General features: G+C 61.0%; 23 protein-coding genes. 15 read left to right on the top strand and 8 right to left on the bottom strand.

Going from position 1 to position 22,106, the window contains the following annotated elements; all coding sequences use genetic code 11:
- Positions 1-10: 10 nt before the first annotated feature.
- Entirely contained in the window at positions 11-1,864 is a 1,854-nt protein-coding gene (locus tag FBY02_RS19955) for a DUF4105 domain-containing protein (RefSeq protein WP_144929936.1), read from the bottom strand.
- A gap of 87 nt (positions 1,865-1,951) precedes the next feature.
- A complete protein-coding gene (locus FBY02_RS19960; RefSeq protein WP_024780764.1) occupies positions 1,952-2,440 on the bottom strand; it encodes a DUF3015 domain-containing protein in 489 nt (162 codons plus the stop codon).
- Positions 2,441-2,734: 294 nt separating this feature from the next.
- On the opposite strand from FBY02_RS19960, the gene FBY02_RS19965 reads away from it, so the two are divergent.
- The gene (locus tag FBY02_RS19965) at positions 2,735-5,173 is read left to right on the top strand and encodes a Lon protease family protein (RefSeq protein WP_055128494.1); all 2,439 of its coding nucleotides are present in this window, start codon (positions 2,735-2,737) and stop codon (positions 5,171-5,173) included.
- 53 nt (positions 5,174-5,226) lie between these two features.
- Here FBY02_RS19965 and FBY02_RS28235 read toward each other — a convergent pair whose 3' ends face one another.
- On the bottom strand, positions 5,227-5,430 hold the full coding sequence (locus FBY02_RS28235) for a hypothetical protein (protein WP_178112063.1): 204 nt from the start codon (positions 5,428-5,430) through the stop codon (positions 5,227-5,229).
- Positions 5,431-5,484: 54 nt separating this feature from the next.
- On the opposite strand from FBY02_RS28235, the gene FBY02_RS19975 reads away from it, so the two are divergent.
- The 3 genes from FBY02_RS19975 (at position 5,485) to FBY02_RS19985 (ending at position 7,243) form a co-directional block, all read left to right on the top strand.
- Positions 5,485-5,826, top strand: a complete 342-nt coding sequence (locus tag FBY02_RS19975; protein ID WP_047702810.1) for a hypothetical protein — start codon at positions 5,485-5,487, stop codon at positions 5,824-5,826.
- A 124-nt stretch (positions 5,827-5,950) separates the two neighbouring features.
- Positions 5,951-6,439: a TIGR00645 family protein gene (locus FBY02_RS19980; RefSeq protein WP_047702619.1), complete on the top strand. Its 489-nt coding sequence runs from the start codon at positions 5,951-5,953 to the stop codon at positions 6,437-6,439.
- Positions 6,440-6,625: 186 nt separating this feature from the next.
- Positions 6,626-7,243, top strand: coding sequence for an FKBP-type peptidyl-prolyl cis-trans isomerase (locus tag FBY02_RS19985; RefSeq protein ID WP_041022757.1), 618 nt, complete (start codon positions 6,626-6,628; stop codon positions 7,241-7,243).
- A gap of 118 nt (positions 7,244-7,361) precedes the next feature.
- Here the strand turns inward: FBY02_RS19985 and FBY02_RS19990 are convergent, their stop codons facing one another.
- From FBY02_RS19990 to FBY02_RS20000, 3 genes are all read right to left on the bottom strand, one after another.
- Positions 7,362-7,619: a hypothetical protein gene (locus FBY02_RS19990; RefSeq protein WP_072398589.1), complete on the bottom strand. Its 258-nt coding sequence runs from the start codon at positions 7,617-7,619 to the stop codon at positions 7,362-7,364.
- 203 nt (positions 7,620-7,822) lie between these two features.
- Complete coding sequence (locus tag FBY02_RS19995; protein WP_055134792.1) at positions 7,823-8,164, bottom strand: zinc ribbon domain-containing protein YjdM; 342 nt, start codon at positions 8,162-8,164, stop codon at positions 7,823-7,825.
- Positions 8,165-8,297: 133 nt separating this feature from the next.
- On the bottom strand, positions 8,298-9,266 hold the full coding sequence (locus FBY02_RS20000; protein ID WP_144929937.1) for a polyprenyl synthetase family protein: 969 nt from the start codon (positions 9,264-9,266) through the stop codon (positions 8,298-8,300).
- A 239-nt stretch (positions 9,267-9,505) separates the two neighbouring features.
- On the opposite strand from FBY02_RS20000, the gene rplU reads away from it, so the two are divergent.
- The 5 genes from rplU (at position 9,506) to FBY02_RS20025 (ending at position 13,361) form a co-directional block, all read left to right on the top strand.
- Positions 9,506-9,820, top strand: coding sequence for a 50S ribosomal protein L21 (gene rplU, locus FBY02_RS20005; protein ID WP_007950961.1), 315 nt, complete (start codon positions 9,506-9,508; stop codon positions 9,818-9,820).
- 35 nt (positions 9,821-9,855) lie between these two features.
- Positions 9,856-10,113 carry a 50S ribosomal protein L27 gene (gene rpmA / locus FBY02_RS20010; RefSeq protein ID WP_007950960.1) on the top strand — a complete coding sequence of 86 codons (258 nt, stop codon included), beginning with the start codon at positions 9,856-9,858 and terminating at the stop codon, positions 10,111-10,113.
- A gap of 190 nt (positions 10,114-10,303) precedes the next feature.
- Positions 10,304-11,527 carry an Obg family GTPase CgtA gene (gene cgtA, locus FBY02_RS20015; RefSeq protein ID WP_144929938.1) on the top strand — a complete coding sequence of 408 codons (1,224 nt, stop codon included), beginning with the start codon at positions 10,304-10,306 and terminating at the stop codon, positions 11,525-11,527.
- Between the two features lie 241 nt (positions 11,528-11,768).
- Positions 11,769-12,887, top strand: coding sequence for a glutamate 5-kinase (gene proB, locus FBY02_RS20020; RefSeq protein ID WP_047702809.1), 1,119 nt, complete (start codon positions 11,769-11,771; stop codon positions 12,885-12,887).
- A 9-nt stretch (positions 12,888-12,896) separates the two neighbouring features.
- Complete coding sequence (locus FBY02_RS20025; protein ID WP_030140286.1) at positions 12,897-13,361, top strand: CreA family protein; 465 nt, start codon at positions 12,897-12,899, stop codon at positions 13,359-13,361.
- A 181-nt stretch (positions 13,362-13,542) separates the two neighbouring features.
- Here FBY02_RS20025 and rpsT read toward each other — a convergent pair whose 3' ends face one another.
- Positions 13,543-13,821 (bottom strand): 30S ribosomal protein S20, encoded by a 279-nt coding sequence (rpsT, locus tag FBY02_RS20030; protein WP_144929939.1) that lies wholly within the window; start codon positions 13,819-13,821, stop codon positions 13,543-13,545.
- A gap of 254 nt (positions 13,822-14,075) precedes the next feature.
- On the opposite strand from rpsT, the gene murJ reads away from it, so the two are divergent.
- From murJ to ispH, 6 genes are all read left to right on the top strand, one after another.
- Positions 14,076-15,614 carry a murein biosynthesis integral membrane protein MurJ gene (gene murJ / locus FBY02_RS20035; protein ID WP_144929940.1) on the top strand — a complete coding sequence of 513 codons (1,539 nt, stop codon included), beginning with the start codon at positions 14,076-14,078 and terminating at the stop codon, positions 15,612-15,614.
- 129 nt (positions 15,615-15,743) lie between these two features.
- On the top strand, positions 15,744-16,682 hold the full coding sequence (gene ribF / locus FBY02_RS20040; RefSeq protein WP_178112061.1) for a bifunctional riboflavin kinase/FAD synthetase: 939 nt from the start codon (positions 15,744-15,746) through the stop codon (positions 16,680-16,682).
- Positions 16,683-16,695: 13 nt separating this feature from the next.
- The gene (gene ileS / locus FBY02_RS20045) at positions 16,696-19,527 is read left to right on the top strand and encodes an isoleucine--tRNA ligase (protein WP_144929942.1); all 2,832 of its coding nucleotides are present in this window, start codon (positions 16,696-16,698) and stop codon (positions 19,525-19,527) included.
- The gene (gene lspA / locus FBY02_RS20050; RefSeq protein WP_144929943.1) at positions 19,520-20,032 is read left to right on the top strand and encodes a signal peptidase II; all 513 of its coding nucleotides are present in this window, start codon (positions 19,520-19,522) and stop codon (positions 20,030-20,032) included. The genes ileS and lspA overlap by 8 nt, the downstream gene beginning before the upstream one ends.
- A complete protein-coding gene (gene fkpB, locus FBY02_RS20055) occupies positions 20,025-20,462 on the top strand; it encodes an FKBP-type peptidyl-prolyl cis-trans isomerase (RefSeq protein ID WP_144929944.1) in 438 nt (145 codons plus the stop codon). Before lspA ends, fkpB begins: the two co-directional genes overlap by 8 nt.
- 169 nt (positions 20,463-20,631) lie before the next feature.
- A complete protein-coding gene (gene ispH / locus FBY02_RS20060; RefSeq protein WP_144929945.1) occupies positions 20,632-21,579 on the top strand; it encodes a 4-hydroxy-3-methylbut-2-enyl diphosphate reductase in 948 nt (315 codons plus the stop codon).
- Here ispH and FBY02_RS20065 read toward each other — a convergent pair.
- Positions 21,556-22,071 carry a GspH/FimT family pseudopilin gene (locus FBY02_RS20065; protein ID WP_144929946.1) on the bottom strand — a complete coding sequence of 172 codons (516 nt, stop codon included), beginning with the start codon at positions 22,069-22,071 and terminating at the stop codon, positions 21,556-21,558. The genes ispH and FBY02_RS20065 overlap by 24 nt on opposite strands.
- Positions 22,072-22,106: the final 35 nt, after the last annotated feature.

Here is a 22,106-nt window from a genome sequence, read left to right on the forward strand (position 1 = left end):
CTTTGCCTGATCAGTAGTGATACCACTTCACCTCGAGCATCACCTCGTTCTCCGGCGAAGCCAGGTGGCTGAATTCCCGCTGGGCGCTCAGGCGCAGGCCAAGGTTGCGGGACAGTTCCCACTGTTGATTCAGGCTCAGGCGCCGGCGTACCTCGCCGTTGACGAAATAGTCACCCTTGGCTTCCAGGCTCAGGTTGCCCAGCGGGTTTTTCCATAGCACGCCACTGTTGAAACCGGTGGCCGGGGCGATGAATTGAGCGAAGTCGTTGTTGTGTTCCACCCGCACCGTGCCCAAGGCAAACCCCAACACATCCTCGCCCAGCGCCCAGGTACCGCCGGCACCACCGTTGACATGGCTGACCAGGGTTTCATCGTCGTGCTTGCCCGGCACCCGTTCCAGGCCCCCGGTGACTTGCCAGGACAGCGGTTGCAGCAACTCATTGCGCGGCGTCAGGGAGCGGATGGTCGCCAGGTCCAGGCGCTGCACCTGCCAGTCATTGCCTTCGTACTGGCGCAGCTTCAATTGCAGGATCTCAATCTGCGCCCCCAGCGGGAAGCTTTCGGCGTTGTCGTTGAGGTCGTGATAAGCCATGCGCAAGCCGTATTCGCCGAACGCCCGATCACCCCGGGTGCCGAGGCCGGCCTGCCAGGTGCGCGATTCATGGCCGTCCTCGGGCAGGCCCGGTTGGGAAATGTCGAGTTCTGGCGCGGGGTTCTGGTTGATTGCCCGCAACAGTTCGAAGCTGCGTTGGGCACGTTGCGGATCGCGCTCCTGGCCGTTGGCGCGGTAACGCTCCAGGCGATAGGCCGCATCGACGATCAGCGCCTGGCGTTCACGGGGCAGTGCTTTGAATTCGGCGGCCTGCATTCGCTTTTGGTCGGCGCTGACCTGCAGGACCCATTGCTGTTCGTCGGCGCTGAGCGGCTCGGCGCGGCTGAGCAGTTCCCGCTCGCGGGACGGTCGATACTCGATACTCTCCACCAACCCGGCTTCCTTCACGGCCTTGACAGTGTCGGTGGGGATCGCCGTCAGCGGGAATTGTTCGGTCAGGCGCAGGCTGGGACGGGCCACTTGCAGCAATTCCAACAAGCGATAGGAGCAGTTTTCGTCGAAGAAAAAATAATCGAACCGGATCTGCTTGAGTTCCCAGACGTGCTCGACCATGCGCTCGGTTTCCACCTGGCTCAGGTTGAGGCGGTATTCCCACAGGTCGCGGTTCTCCAGGCTACGGTACTCGGACAGTTTCTCTTGGTAGGGCACCAGGGCGAACAGGCCGGGATAGCCGCCCATCAAGCCTTTCCAGGCATAGATGATGCTGTTGTCCGACCCTTCGATGTAGGCGCCGAAATTGATCGCGTAGCTCAGCAGGGCGGTCTTGTCCCGCTGCACGTCGGCTTGGTCGATGCGCAACAGGGTATGGCCGAACATCGACGACGGGCTGTTCAGGTAGGCGGCCGGGAAAATCATCACCGCGCTGTGGGGGGCGACGTCCTTGAACCATTGGGTGAATTCGCTGCAGTCGACCACCGGCAGATCGGTCAGGTTGAGCTGTGCCTTGAGCCAGCGTGTGCGCGCCGGGTAAACGCACTGGGCATGTTGTTGGCCGGCGCTGGCCGGGCCGTAGAGGGCTTGCAGCGTGGCGGTCAGTTCATGGTCGGGGTGTTCGTTGCCGTCGGGTGCCAGGAAGAATTTCCTGTCGCTGACGTAGCTGCGCCAGCCACCGAGCTTGGCGGTTTCGTAGTGGCCCAGGGAAATCCAGAAGCGGTCATTGGCCAATTGCTGCAAACGTTGAGGGTCGACATGAGGTGCGGCGGACAATGGGGCGCACACACAGAGCGCCAGCCAGGCAAGGCGTTTGAGCATAGTCGGCTACTTGGAAAGTCGAAAAATAAAGACCGGATGGGTCCAAAAAGAAAACCCGCTCCCCGGAGGGAGCGAGTGGGGTCGAGCTTAAGCTTGAGTGGCGTACTTGGCCAGACGAGGATCGTTTTTCAGTACGGCCAGGGTATTGGTATGCACGTCTTCTGCGGTCACGTCAGCCTTGCTGAAGATCTGCTGGAAGTGCTCGTGGGTGACAGCGGAGAAGTGGGCGCGATCTTCCGGCGCCACACCCAGTACCACGGCATAAGTGGTCAGCGCTTCGCCCTGCCCCTTGGCCATGTCTTCGGACAGCTCGTTCATCATTCCATTCATGGCCAGCCAGGACTTGCCACCGTAGGTCAGTGCCGCGTTGGTCGAGCAGCCGTTGGTGCCGGAGGTCATGCCGAAGGTGGCGTTGCCGGAGGTGCCGTTGGTGGTGGAAGCGAGGAAGTGAGCCGGGGTGCCACGCTGACCTTCGAACAGCATGTTGCCCCAGCCGCAATCCGGCCCGCCCGGCGCCTGAGCCATGGCGTTGAGGGATACAGCGGTGAAGAGAGTACCGAGAAGAATCCGTTTCATAGCTATGTTCTCTTTATGTGCATACCAATGGACAGGGTCTGGCGCCTTCGTGGCTTCAACCACTCGTGCCAGTGGGCCGGTTATTGTTCCAGCCGCGCAGTTTGGAGTTTAGGCACGATCCGAGGGTTCCGTGACATTTTGCAAAAACTATCCTGCAAGTCATGAAGTTACCGATCTCGACTTCGGTTCGGGGCCGGTCGGTTGACTATGCTTTGACCTGAGGCGCTCCTTGCCAGTCAGGTACGCGCGGCGCCAGAATGCCGTTATCTGCCCCGCCTGATGTAAGGAAGCCCGATGCCTGATCCTGTTGCTGCCAGCTTGCGTCTAGCGCCCGAAGCGCTGACCCGTCCGTTTTCCGCTGAACAGTTCAGCTTCTCTACCACCAATGATCTGGAGCCCTTCCGCGGTGTGCTTGGCCAGGAGCGTGCGGTCGAAGCATTGCAGTTCGGCGTGGCCATGCCGCGCCCCGGTTACAACGTATTTGTCATGGGCGAGCCCGGCACCGGCCGGTTTTCGTTCGTAAAACGCTACCTCAAGGCCGAAGGCAAGCGCCTGCAGACCCCGGCGGACTGGGTCTACGTCAACAATTTCGACGAGCCTCGCGAACCCCGGGCCCTGGAGCTGCCATCGGGCACTGCCGGTGCGTTCATCAACGATATCAATGGTCTGATCGACAACCTGCTGTCGACCTTTCCGGCGGTCTTCGAGCACCCGTCCTACCAGCAGAAAAAAAGCGCCATCGACCGGGCATTCAACCAGCGCTACGACCGTGCCCTGGATGTCATCGAGCGCCTGGCTTTGGAGAAGGACGTCGCGCTGTACCGCGACAGCAGCAATATCGCCTTCACGCCGATGAGCGATGGCAAGGCCCTGGATGAAGCGGAATTCGCCCAGTTGCCCGAATCCGAACGCGAGCGTTTCCATGACGACATTTCCGGTCTGGAAGAACGCCTGAACGAAGAACTCGCCAGCTTGCCGCAATGGAAGCGTGAATCCAGCAACCAGTTGCGCCAGCTCAACGAAGAAACCATCACCCTGGCCCTGCAACCGCTGTTGGCCCCGCTGTCGGAAAAGTACGCGGAGAACGCGGCGGTCTGCGGTTACTTGCAGGCGATGCAGGTCAACCTGCTCCGCACGGTGGTCGAGCAACTGGTGGACGACAGTAAGACCGACGCCATCGCCCGCAAAATGCTGGAAGAGCAATATGCCCCGAGCTTGGTGGTGGGACATCCGGCGAGCGGCGGCGCGCCGGTGGTGTTCGAACCGCACCCGACCTACGACAACCTGTTCGGGCGCATCGAATACAGCACTGACCAGGGCGCGCTCTACACCACGTATCGGCAGCTGCGCCCCGGTGCCTTGCATCGGGCCAACGGCGGCTTCCTGATCCTCGAAGCGGAAAAGATGCTCGGCGAGCCGTTCGTATGGGACGCGCTCAAGCGCGCCCTGCAATCGCGCAAGCTGAAGATGGAGTCGCCGTTGGGCGAGCTGGGCCGGTTGGCCACGGTGACCCTGACGCCGCAGCACATCCCGTTGCAGGTCAAGGTCGTGATCATCGGCGCTCGCCAGCTCTACTACGCCTTGCAGGACCTGGACTCGGACTTCCAGGAAATGTTTCGCGTGCTGGTGGACTTCGACGAAGACATCCCGATGGGCGACGAGAGCCTGGAGCAGTTCGCCCAGTTGCTCAAGACCCGCACTTCGGAAGAAGGCATGGCGCCGCTGACCGCCGATGCGGTGGCGCGCCTGGCCACCTACAGTGCACGCCTGGCCGAACACCAGGGGCGCTTGTCGGCCCGTATCGGCGATCTGTTCCAACTGGTCAGCGAGGCGGATTTCATCCGTCAGCTAGCCGGTGACGAGATGACCGATGCCGGCCACATCGAGCGCGCCCTCAAGGCCAAGGCCACCCGCACCGGACGGGTTTCGGCACGGATCCTCGATGACATGCTGGCGGGGATCATCCTGATCGACACCGATGGCGCGGCCGTGGGCAAGTGCAACGGGTTGACGGTGCTGGAAGTGGGCGACTCGGCGTTCGGTGTACCGGCGCGGATCTCCGCTACGGTGTACCCGGGCGGCAGCGGTATCGTCGACATCGAGCGGGAGGTCAACCTCGGCCAGCCGATTCACTCCAAGGGCGTGATGATCCTGACCGGTTACCTGGGCAGCCGCTACGCCCAGGAATTCCCGTTGGCGATTTCGGCCAGTATCGCCCTTGAGCAATCCTACGGTTATGTCGACGGCGACAGCGCCTCCCTGGGCGAGGCCTGCACGCTTATTTCGGCGTTGTCGAAGACGCCGTTGAAGCAGTGCTTCGCCATCACCGGCTCGATCAACCAGTTTGGCGAAGTTCAGGCGGTGGGCGGGGTCAACGAGAAGATCGAAGGCTTCTTCCGTCTTTGTGAAGCCCGCGGGCTGACCGGCGAGCAGGGGGCAATCATTCCCCAGGCCAACGTCGCCACCCTGATGCTCGATGAGAAAGTGCTGGCCGCCGTCCGGGCGGGGCAGTTCCACGTCTATGCCGTGCGTCAGGCCGACGAGGCCCTGAGCCTGCTGGTAGGGGAGCCCGCCGGTGAGCCGGATGAGAACGGCGAGTTCCCCGAAGGCAGCGTCAACGCCCGTGTGGTGGAGCGGCTGAGGGTGATCGCGGAGATGATCAGTGAGGACGACATCAAGGAAGCGGAAAAGGAGCTTGCGCAAGCAGCCTTGGCGGAGGCCAAGCCGGCTTGATTCTTATCGAATAGGTTCCATGTGGGAGCGGGCTTGCTCGCGAAGGCGGAATATCAGTCGACATGACCGTTAACTGACACACCGTCTTCGCGAGCAAGCCCGCTCCCACAATAGGTTTTGCGGTCATTTCTGATGAAGAATGTCACGCTCTTGGCGTCAATATTCACACTATGACCATTCGGCGCATTCCGGTCTCGCTTGGCTTGCAAGCGGAACTTTTCTTCTATTCTCAGTTCAAGGATATCGAGAGTCATCATCGGATCGAAACAGCCTCCCCGGGGCTGAATACCGTATCACTGAGGGGCGCCGCCATGTCGCGCAACCTTTGCCTCACCCGTCAATGCCTGGGTCTTGTCACTCGTATCGAATGTGCCATCCGTCCATTGGCGGGGGATACCGGCATGTGGACCCTGCTTTTTGCCGCCGGAATGGCCGGCGAACAACCTTCCGCCCTCAAGGCCCAGGGCCCGTTTCCCGGCCCGAACGCCGCCGAATCGATCCTCGACACCATCGTCCAGGCGCTGACACTGCATGGTTATGAACTGGCCGATGACCCGCAGATCTGGTGCCTGCACATGCAAGCCCAGCTACGCGAGATCAATGGCGGTCGTTGCCGCAATGTCGGCGGCTTCGAGTTCCGTCCCCCCCATTGAGAGCCGGATCCCGGCACTTGCAACCTGACACCAGTGGCTGAGGCCAGGGACGGGCCCTGGCGTTTGTGGGGCTCGTCGTGGCTGATATACTCGCCGCCATTTTCTGGCCCTGGTGTGAGATTCAATGGAACGCTTTATCGAAAATGCAATGTACGCCTCCCGTTGGCTGCTGGCGCCGATCTACTTCGGCCTGTCCCTGGGCCTGCTGGCCCTGGCGTTGAAATTCTTCCAGGAAGTCTTTCACGTCATCCCCAACGTGTTCACCATGGCCGAGTCCGACCTGATCCTGGTGTTGCTGTCGCTGATCGATATGGCCCTGGTGGGTGGCCTGCTGGTGATGGTGATGATTTCCGGATACGAGAACTTCGTTTCGCAACTGGACATCGACTCCGACAAGGAAAAGCTCAACTGGCTGGGCACCATGGACTCTTCATCATTGAAGATGAAAGTCGCCGCCTCCATCGTGGCCATTTCCTCCATCCACCTGCTGCGCATTTTCATGGACGCCAAGAATGTCGATCCCGAACACCTGAAGTGGTACGTGATCATCCACATGACCTTCGTGGTGTCGGCGTTCGCCATGGGCTACCTGGACAAGCTGACCAAGCACTGAGGTGTAGCGCCCGTCTGTCGAAAGGCAGGCGGGCGTTGTCGTTTCCGGAGAGGCACTTTGACGTCGGTGCTCGTCATCCGTCATGGCATCTGTGCTAGTCTGCTCGCCCTTTTGGTTCCGGGCGCTCCGGGAGGCCCTGTGTCACGCACGGCCATTCCCGAGCCGTCCGCACAGCGGAGCAGCAGCATGTCCGAAGTTAACCTGTCCACCGACGAAACCCGCGTCAGCTATGGCATTGGTCGTCAGCTGGGCGACCAGTTGCGCGACAACCCGCCACCAGGCGTCAGCCTGGACGCGATCCTGGCCGGCCTGACCGATGCTTTCGCCGGCAAGCCAAGCCGTGTGGGCCAGGAAGAAATGTCCGCCAGTTTCAAGGTCATCCGCGAAATCATGCAGGCCGAAGCCGCCGCCAAGGCAGAAGCCGCTGCGGGCGAAGGTCGTGCGTTCCTGGCTGAAAATGCCAAGCGCGACGGCATCACCACCCTGGCATCGGGCCTGCAGTTTGAAGTGCTGACCCAGGGTGAAGGCGCCAAGCCAACCCGCGAAGATCAGGTACGTACCCACTACCATGGCACCCTGATCGACGGCACCGTGTTCGACAGCTCCTACGATCGTGGCCAGCCAGCCGAATTCCCGGTGGGCGGCGTGATCCCGGGCTGGACCGAAGCACTGCAACTGATGAATACCGGCAGCAAATGGCGCCTGTACGTGCCGAGCGAACTGGCTTACGGTGCTCAGGGCGTTGGCAGCATCCCGCCGCACAGCGTTCTGGTGTTCGACGTCGAGCTGCTGGACGTTCTGTAAGGCAAAGCAAGCCTTTGTGGGAGCGGGCTTGCTCGCGAAAGCAGATGTCAGTCGACATTATTGTTGACTGACACACCGCCTTCGCGAGCAAGCCCGCTCCCACAGGTTTTGCGTGTTCTCATCCGTGAAGCCTGCCATTGAAATCACCCGTCGGGCGCAACGCCCGGGCATAGCAGAACAGGAACAGGTTTCGCACCAGTTCCTTGAGCACCAGCGGTTCGCTGGAGTTCAGGCTGTTGAGGTCCAGGTCTCCCTGATCCTGTAGTTCGCTCAAGGCTTCTTCTTCAAGCACCGCGCAGACTTCCCCGGTTTCCCGATGCAGGATCCTGAGGTAGGGATGTGGACGGTCCAGCCAGGCATCGATCAAATAAGTCATGGTTCTCATCTCCTTGATGGGTTTGATGAGAATAATTCTTATTATCTAAATAGCAAGACTCAATTTGTATTGGGTTTTTTTTTCTGACGATGGGGTGTCGCAGCTCACAATGGCTGGCGTTTGGCTTGCAGGCGCAAATCGGGGTCGAAGCGGGGCAGGGCCAGGCACCATCCCACGCGTAGCGCGGGATGGGGACAGCGGACTCAGACTTTTCTGACGAACTCGGATTTGAGTTTCATCGGGCCGATGCCATCGATCTTGCAGTCGATGTCATGATCGCCATCGCACAGGCGGATGTTCTTGACCTTGGTGCCCACCTTGACCACCAGCGACGTGCCCTTGACCTTGAGGTCCTTGATCACGGTGATGGTGTCGCCGTCCTGCAGGACGTTGCCGACCGAGTCTTTCTTCACGGTGTCATCGGACGCCGCTTCGACTTCACCGCCGGCAGACCATTCGTGGGCGCACTCCGGGCAGACCAGCTGGGTGCCGTCTTCGTAGGTGTATTCGGAATTGCATTTCGGGCAGGGTGGCAACGTGCTCACTAAGGTTCCTTGGGTATCAGGAGGACAAAAGGGCGCACATTATATAAGGTTTTACAGTGGGAAGGGCAGGCGTTGATTTAACCTGTGGGAGCGAGCAGGCTCGCTCCCACAGGTTTTTCATACAACCGGTCGATCAGTGGGTACGCGCCACTGCAAACTCGCTCAATTCCACCAGGGCATCGCGGTATTCGCTGGCCGGCAGGGCGTCGAGGCATTTGATTGCGCGGGCGACGTAGTCCCGGGCCAGTTTTGCCGTGTAGTCCAGCGAGCCGGAAGCTTCGACCGCTTCGCGAATGCTTTCCAGGTCTTCGATCCCGCCTTTCTGAATGGCCTGGCGTACCAGGGCCGCCTGTTCTGGCGTACCTTCGCGCATGGTGTAGATCAACGGCAGGGTCGGTTTGCCTTCGGCGAGGTCGTCACCGACGTTCTTGCCCAGGGTCTCCGCATCGCCCTTGTAGTCGAGCAGGTCGTCCACCAATTGGAAGGCCACGCCCAGGTGATCGCCGAAGGTGCGCAGTGCTTCGCTCTGCTCGGCGGAAGCACCGGCCAGTGCGGCGGCGCTGTGGGTCGAGGCTTCGAAGAGCATCGCGGTCTTGCCGCGGATGACCTCCATGTAGGTTTCTTCCGTGGTGCTGGCGTCACGTACCTTGGACAGTTGCAGCACTTCGCCTTCGGCGATGATGCGCGTGGCCTGGGACAGGATCTTCATCACAGGCATCGAGCCCAGTTCGACCATCATCTCGAACGAGCGCGAATACAGGAAGTCGCCCACCAGCACACTCGGGGCGTTGCCCCACATGGCATTGGCGGTCGAGCGGCCACGGCGCATGCCGGACATGTCGACCACGTCGTCATGCAGCAGGGTGGCGGTATGCAGGAATTCGATGGTGGCAGCCAGCAGGCGCAGGTCGTCGCCTTCGCGGCCCAGGGCCTTGCCACACAGAAGCACCAATAAAGGACGCAGGCGCTTGCCGCCGGCCGAGGTGATGTAGTCGCCGATTTTCGACACCAGCGGCACTCGGGAAGTCAGCTGCTTCTTGATGATGCCGTCGACGGCACTAAAATCGTCCGCCACTGCGCGGTAGAAAGCTTGGGGTTGCATCAGCGACAGGCGCTCCAGAAGGGTTGCGCGGCATGCTAGGACCCACGTCCGGGGCTGTCAAGGCGCGATGGACGGCTACTTGCATCGCCAGGACAGCTTGCGTACAATCGCGCACCCTGAACTTCCTGGGCAGCACCTGCCTTACGCAATTGCATCCGGGCCTTCCAGCCCATGCAGCCATGCCAGCCAATACCTCTTCTTCTAAAGCGCTGGGTGAGCAGGATTATCGGAGAAATACCATGTCTTATGCAGTAATCGTTACTGGTGGCAAGCAATACAAGGTCGCCCCAGGTGAATACCTGAAGATCGAAAAACTGGAAGTCGCTACCGGCGAATCCGTGACTTTTGATCGCGTTCTGTTGGTCGCCAATGGCGATGACGTGAATATCGGCGCTCCAGTCGTTGCTGGCGCTACCGTTGTGGCTGAAGTGATCTCCCAAGGTCGTCACGATAAAGTCCGCATCATCAAGTTCCGTCGTCGTAAGCACCACATGAAGCGTATGGGCCACCGCCAGTGGTACACCGAGATCAAAATCACCGGTATTCAGGCTTAATTTCAGCCTAATTCCTCACTAGGAGAATTGAACTCATGGCACACAAAAAAGCTGGTGGTAGTACCCGTAACGGTCGCGACTCAGAAGCCAAACGCCTTGGCGTGAAGATGTATGGCGGCCAGGTCATCAAGGCTGGCAACATCATCGTGCGTCAGCGCGGCACCCAATTCCACGCCGGTTACGGTGTGGGCATGGGTAAGGATCACACCCTCTTCGCTAAAATCGAAGGCGTGATCAAGTTCGAAGTAAAGGGCGCGTTCAACCGCCGTTACGTGAGCGTTGTCGCGGCTTAATCGCGAGGATGCTGGAGAAGCCCTGTCTTGCGACGGGGCTTTTTCGTTTGTGGGGTGAGTCTCTTGCAAAGCTGTTTGTATGGGCTGCCGGCGCTGCTATCGGGCGCTTGATCTGGTCGCTGCGTTCATTTTTGCAAGAGTCTTATGTCTTGTTTTTTTCGACTCGTCCGTATGGCGAGAGGCGTGTGTCATGAAGTTTGTTGATGAAGTATCGATTCGAGTAAAAGCCGGCGACGGCGGCAATGGCTGCATGAGTTTTCGTCGGGAAAAATTCATTGAAAACGGTGGTCCGAACGGCGGTGACGGCGGCGACGGCGGCTCGATCTTCATGCTCGCCGACGAAAACCTCAATACCCTGGTGGACTACCGCTACACCCGTCACTTCGATGCCGAGCGTGGTTCCAACGGTGGCAGCACCGATTGCACCGGCAAGAAGGGCGAGGACCTGGTCCTGCGCGTTCCGGTCGGTACCACGGTAATCGACTCCGCGACCCAGGAGGTCATTGGCGACCTGACCAAGCCGGGCCAGCGTCTGTTGGTGGCTCATGGTGGTTGGCACGGCCTGGGCAACACTCGCTTCAAGTCCAGTACCAACCGCGCGCCACGCCAGACCACGCCAGGCAGGCCGGGCGAGCAGCGTGACCTGAAGCTGGAAATGAAGGTGCTGGCCGACGTGGGCCTGCTGGGCTTGCCGAATGCCGGTAAAAGTACCTTCATTCGTTCGGTGTCGGCTGCCAAGCCGAAAGTGGCGGACTATCCGTTCACTACCCTGGTGCCGAACCTGGGCGTGGTCAGTGTCGACCGCTGGAAGAGCTTTGTGGTCGCGGACATCCCGGGATTGATCGAAGGGGCGTCCGATGGCGCCGGCCTGGGGATTCGCTTCCTCAAGCACTTGTCCCGCACCCGTCTGCTGCTGCATCTCGTGGACATGGCGCCGCTGGATGAAAGCAATGCTGCCGATGCCGCCGAAGTCATTGTCAGCGAGCTGACCAAGTTCAGCCCGGCCCTGGCCGAGCGTGATCGTTGGCTGGTGCTGAACAAGTGCGACCAGATCCTCGAAGAAGAGCATGAGGAGCGGGTCAAGGAAATCGTTGATCGTCTGGGCTGGGAAGGTCCGGTCTACGTGATCTCCGCCATTGCCAAAGAAGGTACCGAGCGCCTGTGCCACGACATCATGCGCTATCTGGAAGATCGTGCCGATCGCCTGGCCAATGACCCGGCCTACAAGGAAGAGCTGGCCGAGCTCGATCAGCGCATCGAAGATGAAGCCCGTGCGCAGTTGCAGGCGCTGGATGACCAGCGTGCCCTGCGTCGCAGTGGTGTCAAGTCGGTCCATGACATCGGCGAAGATGACTGGGATGAGGAAGATGTGGATGACGAAGATGGTCCGGAGATCATCTACGTTCGCGACTGATCGCGCAGCGGGCTTGGCTCTTGTGGGAGCAGGCTCGCTCCCACATCGATTTGTCTCTGGCTGACCAAGTGTCGGGGCGGTCTGCGATGCTTCATCTGTCGGGGCGCGGTGTTATCATCGCAGCCAGCCGGTTTCCAGGCGCCGCTCAATCGAGCGGCGTTTTGGTGTCTGCAAAACGCAAATACGAATAATCCCATGGATGGCGCTGGGTCGCGTCGTCCGCTGGCAAAGGTTGAAGATGATGCGGAGCAAGGTGACGGGTGCGCGGCGCTGGGTCGTGAAGATCGGCAGCGCACTGCTGACGGCGGATGGCAAGGGCCTGGATCGCAAGGCGATGGCGGTGTGGGTCGAGCAGATGGTGGCCTTGCATGAGGCTGGCGTCGAGCTGGTGCTGGTCTCTTCGGGGGCTGTGGCAGCCGGCATGAGTCGTCTGGGCTGGACGTCGCGACCCAGCGCGATGCACGAATTGCAGGCCGCCGCCGCCATTGGCCAGATGGGCCTTGTGCAGGCCTGGGAATCCAGCTTTGCCGAGCATGGCCGTCATACGGCGCAGATTCTCCTGACCCACGATGACCTCTCCGACCGCAAGCGCTACCTCAATGCCCGCAGCACCTTGCGGGCGCTGGTGGAGCTGAAAGTCATCCCAGTGATCAACGAGAACGATACCGTCGTCACCGATGAGATCCGCTTCGGTGACAACGACACCCTGGCCGCGCTGGTGGCAAACCTGGTGGAGGCCGATCTGCTGGTGATTCTCACGGATCGCGACGGCATGTTCGACGCCGATCCGCGCACCAACCCCGATGCCAAGCTGATCTACGAAGCCCGTGCCGATGATCCGGCTCTGGATGCGGTCGCGGGCGGCACCGGCGGCGCGCTGGGGCGCGGTGGCATGCAGACCAAGCTGCGCGCTGCGCGTCTGGCGGCACGCTCCGGTGCTCATACCATCATCATCGGTGGTCGGCTGGAGCGGGTGTTGGATCGTCTCAAAGCAGGCGAGCACATCGGCACGTTGCTCTCGCCTGAGCGCGGCATGCTGGCGGCGCGCAAGCAGTGGTTGGCCGGGCATCTGCAGACCCGTGGCACGCTGGTGCTGGATGCGGGAGCCGTGACGGCGCTGTCACAGGGCAACAAAAGCCTGCTGCCGGTGGGTGTGAAGCTGGTCCAGGGTAGCTTCCGACGTGGCGAAATGGTCGTGTGCGTGGCGCCGGATGGTCGTGAGATCGCCCGTGGCCTGGCTAACTACAGCGCGCTGGAAGCGCAGAAAATCATCGGGCAATCGTCTGATGCGATTGTCGGCCTGCTGGGTTACATGGCTGAGCCTGAGCTGGTTCACCGCGACAACCTGATTCTTGTCTAAGGAAATTACATGGGTTTGGCAAAAGGATTGATCGGCCTGCTGCTGGCGGTGCCGCTGCTGGCCTCGGCCGAGGAGATTGGCCAGGTATCGACGGTATTCAAATTCGTCGGGCCGAACGACCGGATCGTGGTCGAGGCGTTCGACGATCCCAAGGTGGATGGCGTGACCTGCTACCTGTCCCGGGCCAAGACCGGTGGTGTGAAAGGTGGTCTGGGTCTGGCTGAGGATCGTGCCGAGGCGTCCATTGCCTGTCGCCAAGTGGGGCCGATCAGCTTCAAGGGTGAACTCAAGGATGGCGAGGAAGTATTCCGTGAGCGCACCTCGCTGGTATTCAAGACCATGCAGGTGGTGCGGTTCCTCGACAAGAAGCGCAATACGCTGGTGTACCTGGTCTACAGCGATCGCGTGATCGAAGGCAGTCCGCAGAATGCGGTGACGGCGATTCCGATCCTGCCGTGGGCTCGCGCGCAATAATCAGCACGTAATCCCTGTGGGAGAGAGCCTGCTCGCGATGGCGGTGTAACAGTGACAGCAAGTCGTCTTGCAATCCGCTATCGCGAGCAGGCTCGCTCCCACATTTATATTGCGATGTGTCTGCAGAATCGCAGGCAATAAAAAACCGACCCTGAGGTCGGTTTTTTAACGAGCGCGTCGCTTAGGCAGCAGCGGCAACGTTCAGGGCCTTTAGGTGGCCATTCAGGCGGCTCTTATGACGAGCAGCCTTGTTCTTGTGGATGATGCCTTTATCGGCCATGCGGTCGATAACAGGCACAGCCAGAACGTAGGCAGCTTGAGCTTTTTCAGCGTCTTTTGCGTCGATGGCTTTAACTACGTTTTTGATGTAGGTACGGACCATGGAACGCAGGCTGGCGTTGTGGCTGCGACGCTTCTCAGCCTGTTTTGCACGTTTTTTGGCGGAAGGTGAGTTGGCCACCGTCGAGCTCCTCGAAAGACTTTTTGGGAAATAGCAAACAAAATAGGCCGCGAATCATGCCGATGAGTTGAGGTCTTGTCAAGGGCGGGTGACGCGTTCCGCTGAATGGCAGGTACAACGCACCGGATGATTTCTTTCCGGCGTGTGACCTGTAAACTCGCGGGCTTTGGCGCTGTGCTGTTTAGCGGCGCGGAGTATCGCACAAGTGGGCGCGTTGTTCGCCTGCTGTTTATCGACAGGCTAAAACTCTTTTCATGAATCTGCTCAAATCGTTGGCTGCCGTCAGCTCTATCACGATGCTTTCCCGTATCCTGGGGTTCGTTCGCGACACGCTCATCGCTCGGATATTCGGCGCCGGAATGGCCACCGACGCCTTCTTCATCGCCTTCAAACTGCCCAACCTGCTGCGCCGGATATTCGCCGAAGGGGCATTTTCCCAAGCCTTCGTGCCGATCCTGGCGGAATATAAAAGCCAGAAGGGCGACGAGGCGACCCGCACGTTCATTGCCTACGTCACTGGTTTGCTGACGCTGGTGCTGGCGCTCGTCACGACGGCCGGCATGCTCGCCGCGCCTTGGGTGATCTGGGCCACGGCGCCGGGTTTTACCGATACACCGGAAAAGTACCAACTCACCACCGATCTCTTGCGGGTGACCTTTCCTTATATATTGCTGATTTCCCTGTCATCCCTGGCCGGGGCGATCCTCAATACCTGGAATCGGTTTTCAGTGCCGGCCTTCGTGCCGACGCTGCTCAACGTCAGCATGATCGTGTTTGCGGTGTTTCTGACGCCGTACTTCAACCCTCCGGTGATGGCTCTCGGTTGGGCGGTGTTGGTGGGCGGCCTGGCGCAGCTGCTGTACCAGCTGCCCTACCTGAAGAAGATCGGCATGCTGGTACTGCCGCGCCTGAATCTGCGCGACAGCGGCGTCTGGCGGGTGCTCAAGCAGATGTTGCCGGCGATCCTCGGGGTATCGGTGAGTCAGATTTCCCTGATCATCAACACTATTTTCGCCTCGTTCCTGGTGGCCGGCTCGGTGTCGTGGATGTACTACGCCGACCGTCTGATGGAATTGCCGTCCGGCGTGCTGGGCGTGGCGTTGGGCACGATCCTGTTGCCGACCTTGGCCAAGACCTATGCCAGCCGGGATCGCCAGGAGTACTCGCGCATTCTCGACTGGGGCTTGCGCCTGTGCTTCGTGCTGGTGCTGCCTTGCGCGGTGGCCCTGGGGATCCTGGCGGAACCGCTGACCGTCTCGCTGTTCCAGTACGGCCAGTTCAAGGCGTTCGATGCCCTGATGACTCAGCGGGCCCTGATCGCTTACTCGGTGGGGTTGTTGGGAATCATCCTGATCAAGGTGCTGGCGCCAGGTTTCTATGCGCAGCAGAACATCCGCACACCGGTAAAGATCGCCATTTTCACCCTGGTGATGACGCAATTGTTCAACCTTTTGCTGATCGGTCCCCTGGCCCACGCCGGCCTGGCCCTGGCGATCAGTATTGGCGCCTGCCTCAATGCCGGGCTGCTGTTCCACCAGTTGCGCAAGCAGAAGATGTATCAACCGCAGCCGGGCTGGGGCAAGTTCGGCCTCAAGCTGTTGGTGGCCGTGGGGGTAATGTCGGCGGTGCTGCTGGGGGCGATGCACTTCATGCCAGCCTGGGGTGGCGGGCAGATGCTCGAGCGTTTCCTGCGCCTGGGGATGCTGGTCGTCGTGGGTGCGGGTGCGTATTTCGGCATGTTGCTGCTGATGGGATTCCGTCTGCGAGACTTCAATCGCAAGGCCTTGAGCTGAGGGATTAGCGTCGATAAGGGCCGGTCGGGCAGCGGTTTTGTCGGTTCGATCACTTTGGGTTACGGTGTTGCCTGTCGTTGGCCGCCGGGTGTGGTTATAATCGGCCACTTTATGAGCAAGAAGCGCGTTATGCAGCTGGTTCGAGGCCTTCACAACCTGCGTCCCCGGCATCGGGGCTGTGTCGCCACCATTGGCAACTTCGACGGTGTCCACCGTGGCCACCAGGCTATCCTGGCGCGGCTGCGCGAGCGTGCGCTGGAGCTGGGGCTGCCCAGTTGCGTGGTCATCTTCGAGCCGCAACCCCGGGAATTCTTTGCCCCGGAGACCGCGCCGGCCCGTCTGGCCCGCCTGCGGGACAAGCTGCAACTGCTGGCCGCCGAAGGCGTCGATCGGGTCTTGTGCCTGGCTTTCAACGAGCGCCTGAGCAAGCTCAGCGCCGCCGAATTCGTCGAGACCATCCTGGTGGGCGGTCTCGACGTGAAGCACCTGGAGGTCGGCGACGATTTCCGTTTCGGTTGTGACCGGGCAGGGGATTTCGCCTATCTGCAGCAGGCCGGCCTCGCCCGTGGCTTTACCGTTGAAGCGGCGCAGACCGTCGAGCTGGATGGCTTGCGTGTGAGCAGTACCCAGGTCCGCAATGCCCTGGCCGCTGCCGACTTCGAATTGGCCGAGCGCTTGCTCGGCCGTCCGTACCGGATCGCCGGGCGGATCCTGCACGGACAGAAGCTGGCGCGCCAATTGGGTACGCCGACCGCCAACGTGCAACTCAAGCGCCGTCGTGTGCCGCTGACCGGGGTGTTCCTGGTGAGCGTCGAGATCGACGGAAAGGCCTGGCCCGGCGTCGCCAATATCGGTGTACGGCCCACGGTCCAGGGGGATGGCAAGGCCCATCTCGAAGTACATGTTCTGGATTTTGCCGGCGATCTGTATGACCGGCGTTTGACGGTGGTTTTCCACCAGAAGCTGCGTGAAGAGCAGCGTTTTGCCTCCCTGGAGGCGCTCAAGACGGCGATCCATGCAGATATCGCCGCCGCCCGTGCCCTTGTCGCAACCAGCGCCAATCGCTAATGAAGAGCCTTAAATGACCGACTATAAAGCCACGCTAAACCTTCCGGACACCGCCTTCCCGATGAAGGCCGGCCTGCCTCAGCGCGAACCACAGATTCTGCAGCGTTGGGACAGCATTGGCCTGTACGGAAAGTTGCGCGAAATTGGCAAGGATCGTCCGAAGTTCGTCCTGCACGACGGCCCTCCCTATGCCAACGGCACCATTCACATCGGTCACGCGCTGAACAAGATTCTCAAGGACATGATCATCCGCTCCAAGACCCTGTCGGGTTTTGACGCGCCGTATGTCCCGGGCTGGGATTGCCACGGCCTGCCGATCGAGCACAAGGTGGAAGTGACCCACGGCAAGAACCTGGGCGCGGACAAGACCCGCGAGCTGTGCCGTGCCTATGCCACCGAGCAGATCGAAGGGCAGAAGTCCGAATTCATCCGCCTCGGCGTGCTGGGCGACTTCGCCAATCCCTACAAGACCATGGACTTCAAGAACGAAGCCGGCGAAATCCGTGCCTTGGCGAAAATCGTCGAGGGTGGCTTCGTATTCAAGGGCCTCAAGCCGGTGAACTGGTGCTTCGATTGCGGTTCGGCCCTGGCCGAGGCGGAAGTCGAATACGAGAACAAGAAGTCGTCGACCATCGACGTGGCGTTCCCGATCGCCGATGAAGACAAGCTCGCCGCCGCTTTCGGCCTGGGCAAGCTGGCCAAGCCGGCCGCCATCGTGATCTGGACCACCACCCCGTGGACCATCCCGGCCAACCAGGCGCTGAACGTCCACCCGGAGTTCAACTACGCCCTGGTCGACGTCGGCGACAAGCTGCTGGTACTGGCCGAAGAACTGGTCGAGTCCTGTCTGTCCCGCTACGGGCTCGAAGGCTCCGTGCTGGCGACTGCACCGGGTTCGGCGCTGGAGCTGATCAACTTCCGTCACCCGTTCTATGACCGTCTGTCGCCGGTGTACCTGGCCGACTACGTGGAGCTGGGCGCAGGCACTGGCGTGGTTCACTCCGCGCCAGCCTATGGCGTCGACGACTTCGTGACCTGCAAGAAATACGGCATGGTCAACGATGACATCCTCAACCCGGTCCAGAGCAACGGCGTCTACGTACCGTCCCTGGAGTTCTTTGGCGGCCAGTTCATCTGGAAAGCCAACCCGGCCATCGTCGACAAGCTGAGCGAAGTCGGTGCGCTGTTGCACACCACTGTCATCGAACACAGCTACATGCACTGCTGGCGCCACAAGACTCCGCTGATCTACCGCGCCACCGCGCAGTGGTTCATCGGCATGGACAAGCAGCCTGCCAACGGCGACACCCTGCGCCAGCGTTCGCTCAAGGCCATCGAGGACACCCAATTCGTCCCGGCCTGGGGCCAGGCGCGCCTGCACTCGATGATCGCCAACCGTCCGGACTGGTGTATCTCCCGTCAGCGCAACTGGGGCGTGCCGATCCCGTTCTTCCTGAACAAAGAGAGCGGCGAGCTGCACCCGCGTACCGTCGAGTTGATGGAAGCCGTTGCCAAGCGCGTCGAAGTCGAAGGCATCGAAGCCTGGTTCAAGATGGACGCCGCCGAGCTGTTGGGCGACGAAGCGCCGCTGTACGACAAGATCAGCGATACCCTGGACGTCTGGTTCGACTCCGGCACCACCCACTGGCACGTGCTGCGCGGTTCGCACCCGATGGGCCATGAGAGCGGCCCGCGCGCCGACCTGTACCTGGAAGGTTCGGACCAGCACCGCGGCTGGTTCCACTCGTCGCTGCTGACCGGATGCGCCATCGATAACCACGCGCCGTACCGCGAATTGCTGACCCACGGTTTCACCGTCGACGAGGCCGGCCGCAAGATGTCCAAGTCCCTGGGCAACGTGATCGCGCCGCAGAAAGTCAACGACACCCTGGGCGCCGACATCATGCGCCTGTGGGTCGCCTCCACCGACTATTCCGGCGAGATGGCGGTTTCCGAGCAGATCCTGCAGCGCAGCGCGGACGCCTACCGGCGCATCCGTAATACTGCGCGCTTCCTGCTGTCGAACCTGACCGGTTTCAACCCGGCCACTGACCTGCTGCCGGCCGAAGACATGCTGGCCCTGGACCGCTGGGCCGTGGACCGTACCCTGCTGTTGCAACGCGAGTTGCAGGAGCACTACGGCGAATACCGCTTCTGGAACGTCTACTCGAAGATACACAACTTCTGCGTGCAGGAGCTGGGTGGTTTCTACCTCGACATCATCAAGGATCGCCAGTACACCACCGGCGCCAACAGCAAGGCACGCCGTTCGTGCCAGACCGCGCTGTTCCACATCAGCGAGGCGCTGGTGCGTTGGATCGCGCCGATCCTGGCGTTCACCGCCGACGAGCTGTGGGAGTACCTGCCGGGCGAGCGCAACGAGTCGGTGATGCTCAACACTTGGTACGAAGGCCTGACCGAATTGCCGCAAGGCTTCGAGCTGGACCGTGCCTACTGGGACCGGATCATGGCGGTCAAGGCAGCGGTCAACAAGGAAATGGAGATCCAGCGCGCGGCCAAGGCCGTCGGTGGCAACCTGCAGGCCGAAGTGACCCTCTACGCCGAGGAGGCCCTGAGCGGCGACCTGGCCAAGCTGGGCAACGAACTGCGCTTCGTGCTGATCACCTCCACCGCCAGTGTCGCGCCGTTGGTGCAGGCCCCGGCCGATGCCGTGGTGACCGAAGTGGCGGGGCTGAAACTCAAGGTGGTCAAGTCGAGCTTCGTCAAGTGCGCCCGTTGCTGGCACTGCCGCGAGGACGTCGGTGTGAACCCGGAGCATCCGGAAATCTGCGGGCGTTGTGTCGATAACATCAGCGGTACCGGTGAGGTTCGCCACTATGCCTAACGCAGCGGGCCGTTTCGGACGGCTGGGCTGGCTCTGGTTGAGCGTGCTGGTTCTGGTCATCGACCAGGCCAGCAAGTTCTACTTCGAAGGCTCGTTGACCATGTACCAGCAGATCGTGGTCATCCCCGACTACTTCAGCTGGACCCTGGCCTACAACACCGGCGCGGCATTCAGCTTCCTGGCCGACGGTTCGGGCTGGCAGCGCTGGCTGTTCGCCCTGATCGCCGTGGTGGTCAGCGCGGTGCTGGTGGTCTGGCTCAAGCGCCTGGGCCGCGACGAAACCTGGCTGGCCGTGGCGCTGGCGCTGGTGCTCGGCGGCGCCCTGGGCAATCTCTATGACCGCATTGCCCTGGGCCACGTGATCGATTTCATCCTGGTGCATTGGCAGAACCGCTGGTATTTCCCGGCGTTCAACTTCGCTGACAGCGCCATTACCGTGGGCGCCATCATGCTGGCCCTGGACATGTTCAAGAGCAAGAAAACCGGAGAAGCCGTCCATGACTGAGCAGCGTATCGCTCAAAACACCGAAGTGAAGCTGCACTTCGCCCTGCACCTGGAAAACGGCGACACTGTCGACAGCACCTTCGACAAGGCCCCGGCCGTGTTCAAGGTGGGCGACGGTAACCTGTTGCCAGGCTTCGAGGCGGCGATCTTCGGGTTCAAGGCCGGCGACAAGCGCACCGTGGTTGTGACACCGGAAAACGCCTTTGGTCAGCCCAACCCGCAAAACGTGCAGACCATGCCACGCTCGCAGTTCCAGGACATGGAGCTGTCCGAAGGCTTGCTGGTGATCTTCAATGACGCAGCCAATACCGAGTTGCCGGGTGTGGTGAAGGCTTTTGACGACGCCCAGGTGACCGTGGACTTCAATCACCCCTTGGCGGGCAAGACCTTGAACTTCGAAGTGGAAATCCTTGAGGTCAAGGCTTTGTAATTGGCCGGAAGCGGTCAAGTGTGGGAGCGGGCTTGCTTGCGAAGACGGAGTGTCAGCCAACATCAATGTTGGATGTAAGGTCCTCTTCGCGAGCAAGCCCGCTCCCATAAGGTATCTCCATTGTGTTCGAGCCCTTCGTTCGATCAACAGGCAAGACACGAGGCACAGCATGCAAATCAAACTCGCCAATCCCCGTGGCTTCTGCGCCGGTGTGGACCGGGCGATCGAAATCGTCAACCGCGCCCTGGAAGTCTTCGGGCCGCCGATCTATGTGCGTCACGAAGTGGTCCACAACAAGTTCGTCGTCGAAGACCTGCGCAGCCGCGGAGCCATTTTCGTCGAGGAGCTGGACCAGGTGCCGGACGACGTCATTGTGATCTTCAGTGCCCACGGGGTTTCCCAGGCGGTGCGTACCGAAGCGGCAGGGCGTGGTCTGAAGGTGTTCGACGCGACCTGCCCCTTGGTGACCAAGGTGCACATCGAAGTGGCGCGCTACAGCCGTGACGGTCGCGAATGCATCCTGATCGGCCACGAAGGGCACCCGGAAGTCGAAGGCACCATGGGCCAGTACGACGCCAGCAATGGCGGCGCGATCTACCTGGTGGAGGACGAGGAGGACGTGGCTGCCTTGCAGGTGCGTAACCCGGAAAAACTCGCCTTCGTCACCCAGACCACCCTGTCCATGGACGACACCAGCCGGGTGATCGATGCGTTGCGTACGCGCTTCCCAGCCATTGGCGGCCCGCGCAAGGACGACATCTGCTACGCCACCCAGAATCGCCAGGATGCAGTCAAGCAACTGGCTGACGAGTGCGATGTCGTGTTGGTGGTCGGCAGCCCGAACAGCTCCAACTCCAATCGCCTGCGCGAACTGGCCGAACGCATGGGAACGCCGGCCTACCTGATCGACGGTGCCGAGGACATGCAGCGCAGCTGGTTCGACGGCGTCGAGCACATCGGCATTACCGCAGGTGCTTCAGCGCCGGAAGTCCTGGTGCGTGGTGTGATCCAGCAGTTGCAGGCCTGGGGTGCTATCGGTGCCGATGAACTGGCCGGCCGGGAGGAAAACATCACGTTCTCCATGCCCAAGGAACTACGCGTCCGCTCCCTGCTTTAAGCGCTTTTCGCACAGGGCCTGCGTACTTTCCTCGTTGCGCAGGCTGACGCGGCCGGTGGGTGACAGCACCACCTGGTGATGGCTGATGGGCTGGTGCCGGGCGCATATGTGCAAGGTACCTGCCTGAAAGGCGCCGCTGGGCAATAGCGCCGCGCCATGGCCGGCGAACGTTACCCTGTGCTTCACCGGCCAGTTACCCACCACCAGGGTGCGATGGCTGCGCTGTTCCAGCAATGTCTGGCCATTGTCGTCCAACCTGATCTGCCACCCTTGGCTCCAATCGTTGTCTATCCCTTGAATGGTCACGGTCCGATTGCGGCTGATGGCTTCGCTGCGGGCATTGCGCAAACCGCTGGCTAACCGTTGCGCGGTGTCATGGCGTTCAGTGGATTCCACCAGCGCCTTGAAGCTTGAGCTGGCCCACGGCAGAACAATTGTGACAATCGCCAGTCCCATGAGCAGTTCGATCAGGCTGAAACCCTGTTGGGGCATGGTGTCTCCTCCCTGGAGGGTGTGGGGAGGTCCTT

The sequence above is a fragment of the Pseudomonas sp. SJZ078 genome, from assembly GCF_007828255.1.
Taxonomy (GTDB): Bacteria; Pseudomonadota; Gammaproteobacteria; order Pseudomonadales; family Pseudomonadaceae; genus Aquipseudomonas.

Excerpts from the sequence above, each read along its gene's own strand:
- FBY02_RS19955 (WP_144929936.1), bottom strand. The coding sequence starts at position 1,864 with ATGCTCAAACGCCTTGCCTGGCTGGCGCTCTGTGTGTGCGCCCCATTG.
- FBY02_RS19960 (WP_024780764.1), bottom strand. The coding sequence starts at position 2,440 with ATGAAACGGATTCTTCTCGGTACTCTCTTCACCGCTGTATCCCTCAAC.
- FBY02_RS19965 (WP_055128494.1), top strand. The coding sequence starts at position 2,735 with ATGCCTGATCCTGTTGCTGCCAGCTTGCGTCTAGCGCCCGAAGCGCTG.
- FBY02_RS28235 (WP_178112063.1), bottom strand. The coding sequence starts at position 5,430 with ATGATGACTCTCGATATCCTTGAACTGAGAATAGAAGAAAAGTTCCGC.
- FBY02_RS19975 (WP_047702810.1), top strand. The coding sequence starts at position 5,485 with ATGTCGCGCAACCTTTGCCTCACCCGTCAATGCCTGGGTCTTGTCACT.
- FBY02_RS19980 (WP_047702619.1), top strand. The coding sequence starts at position 5,951 with ATGGAACGCTTTATCGAAAATGCAATGTACGCCTCCCGTTGGCTGCTG.
- FBY02_RS19985 (WP_041022757.1), top strand. The coding sequence starts at position 6,626 with ATGTCCGAAGTTAACCTGTCCACCGACGAAACCCGCGTCAGCTATGGC.
- FBY02_RS19990 (WP_072398589.1), bottom strand. The coding sequence starts at position 7,619 with ATGACTTATTTGATCGATGCCTGGCTGGACCGTCCACATCCCTACCTC.
- FBY02_RS20000 (WP_144929937.1), bottom strand. The coding sequence starts at position 9,266 with ATGCAACCCCAAGCTTTCTACCGCGCAGTGGCGGACGATTTTAGTGCC.
- rplU (WP_007950961.1), top strand. The coding sequence starts at position 9,506 with ATGTCTTATGCAGTAATCGTTACTGGTGGCAAGCAATACAAGGTCGCC.
- rpmA (WP_007950960.1), top strand. The coding sequence starts at position 9,856 with ATGGCACACAAAAAAGCTGGTGGTAGTACCCGTAACGGTCGCGACTCA.
- cgtA (WP_144929938.1), top strand. The coding sequence starts at position 10,304 with ATGAAGTTTGTTGATGAAGTATCGATTCGAGTAAAAGCCGGCGACGGC.
- proB (WP_047702809.1), top strand. The coding sequence starts at position 11,769 with ATGCGGAGCAAGGTGACGGGTGCGCGGCGCTGGGTCGTGAAGATCGGC.
- FBY02_RS20025 (WP_030140286.1), top strand. The coding sequence starts at position 12,897 with ATGGGTTTGGCAAAAGGATTGATCGGCCTGCTGCTGGCGGTGCCGCTG.
- murJ (WP_144929940.1), top strand. The coding sequence starts at position 14,076 with ATGAATCTGCTCAAATCGTTGGCTGCCGTCAGCTCTATCACGATGCTT.
- ribF (WP_178112061.1), top strand. The coding sequence starts at position 15,744 with ATGCAGCTGGTTCGAGGCCTTCACAACCTGCGTCCCCGGCATCGGGGC.
- ileS (WP_144929942.1), top strand. The coding sequence starts at position 16,696 with ATGACCGACTATAAAGCCACGCTAAACCTTCCGGACACCGCCTTCCCG.
- lspA (WP_144929943.1), top strand. The coding sequence starts at position 19,520 with ATGCCTAACGCAGCGGGCCGTTTCGGACGGCTGGGCTGGCTCTGGTTG.
- fkpB (WP_144929944.1), top strand. The coding sequence starts at position 20,025 with ATGACTGAGCAGCGTATCGCTCAAAACACCGAAGTGAAGCTGCACTTC.
- ispH (WP_144929945.1), top strand. The coding sequence starts at position 20,632 with ATGCAAATCAAACTCGCCAATCCCCGTGGCTTCTGCGCCGGTGTGGAC.
- FBY02_RS20065 (WP_144929946.1), bottom strand. The coding sequence starts at position 22,071 with ATGCCCCAACAGGGTTTCAGCCTGATCGAACTGCTCATGGGACTGGCG.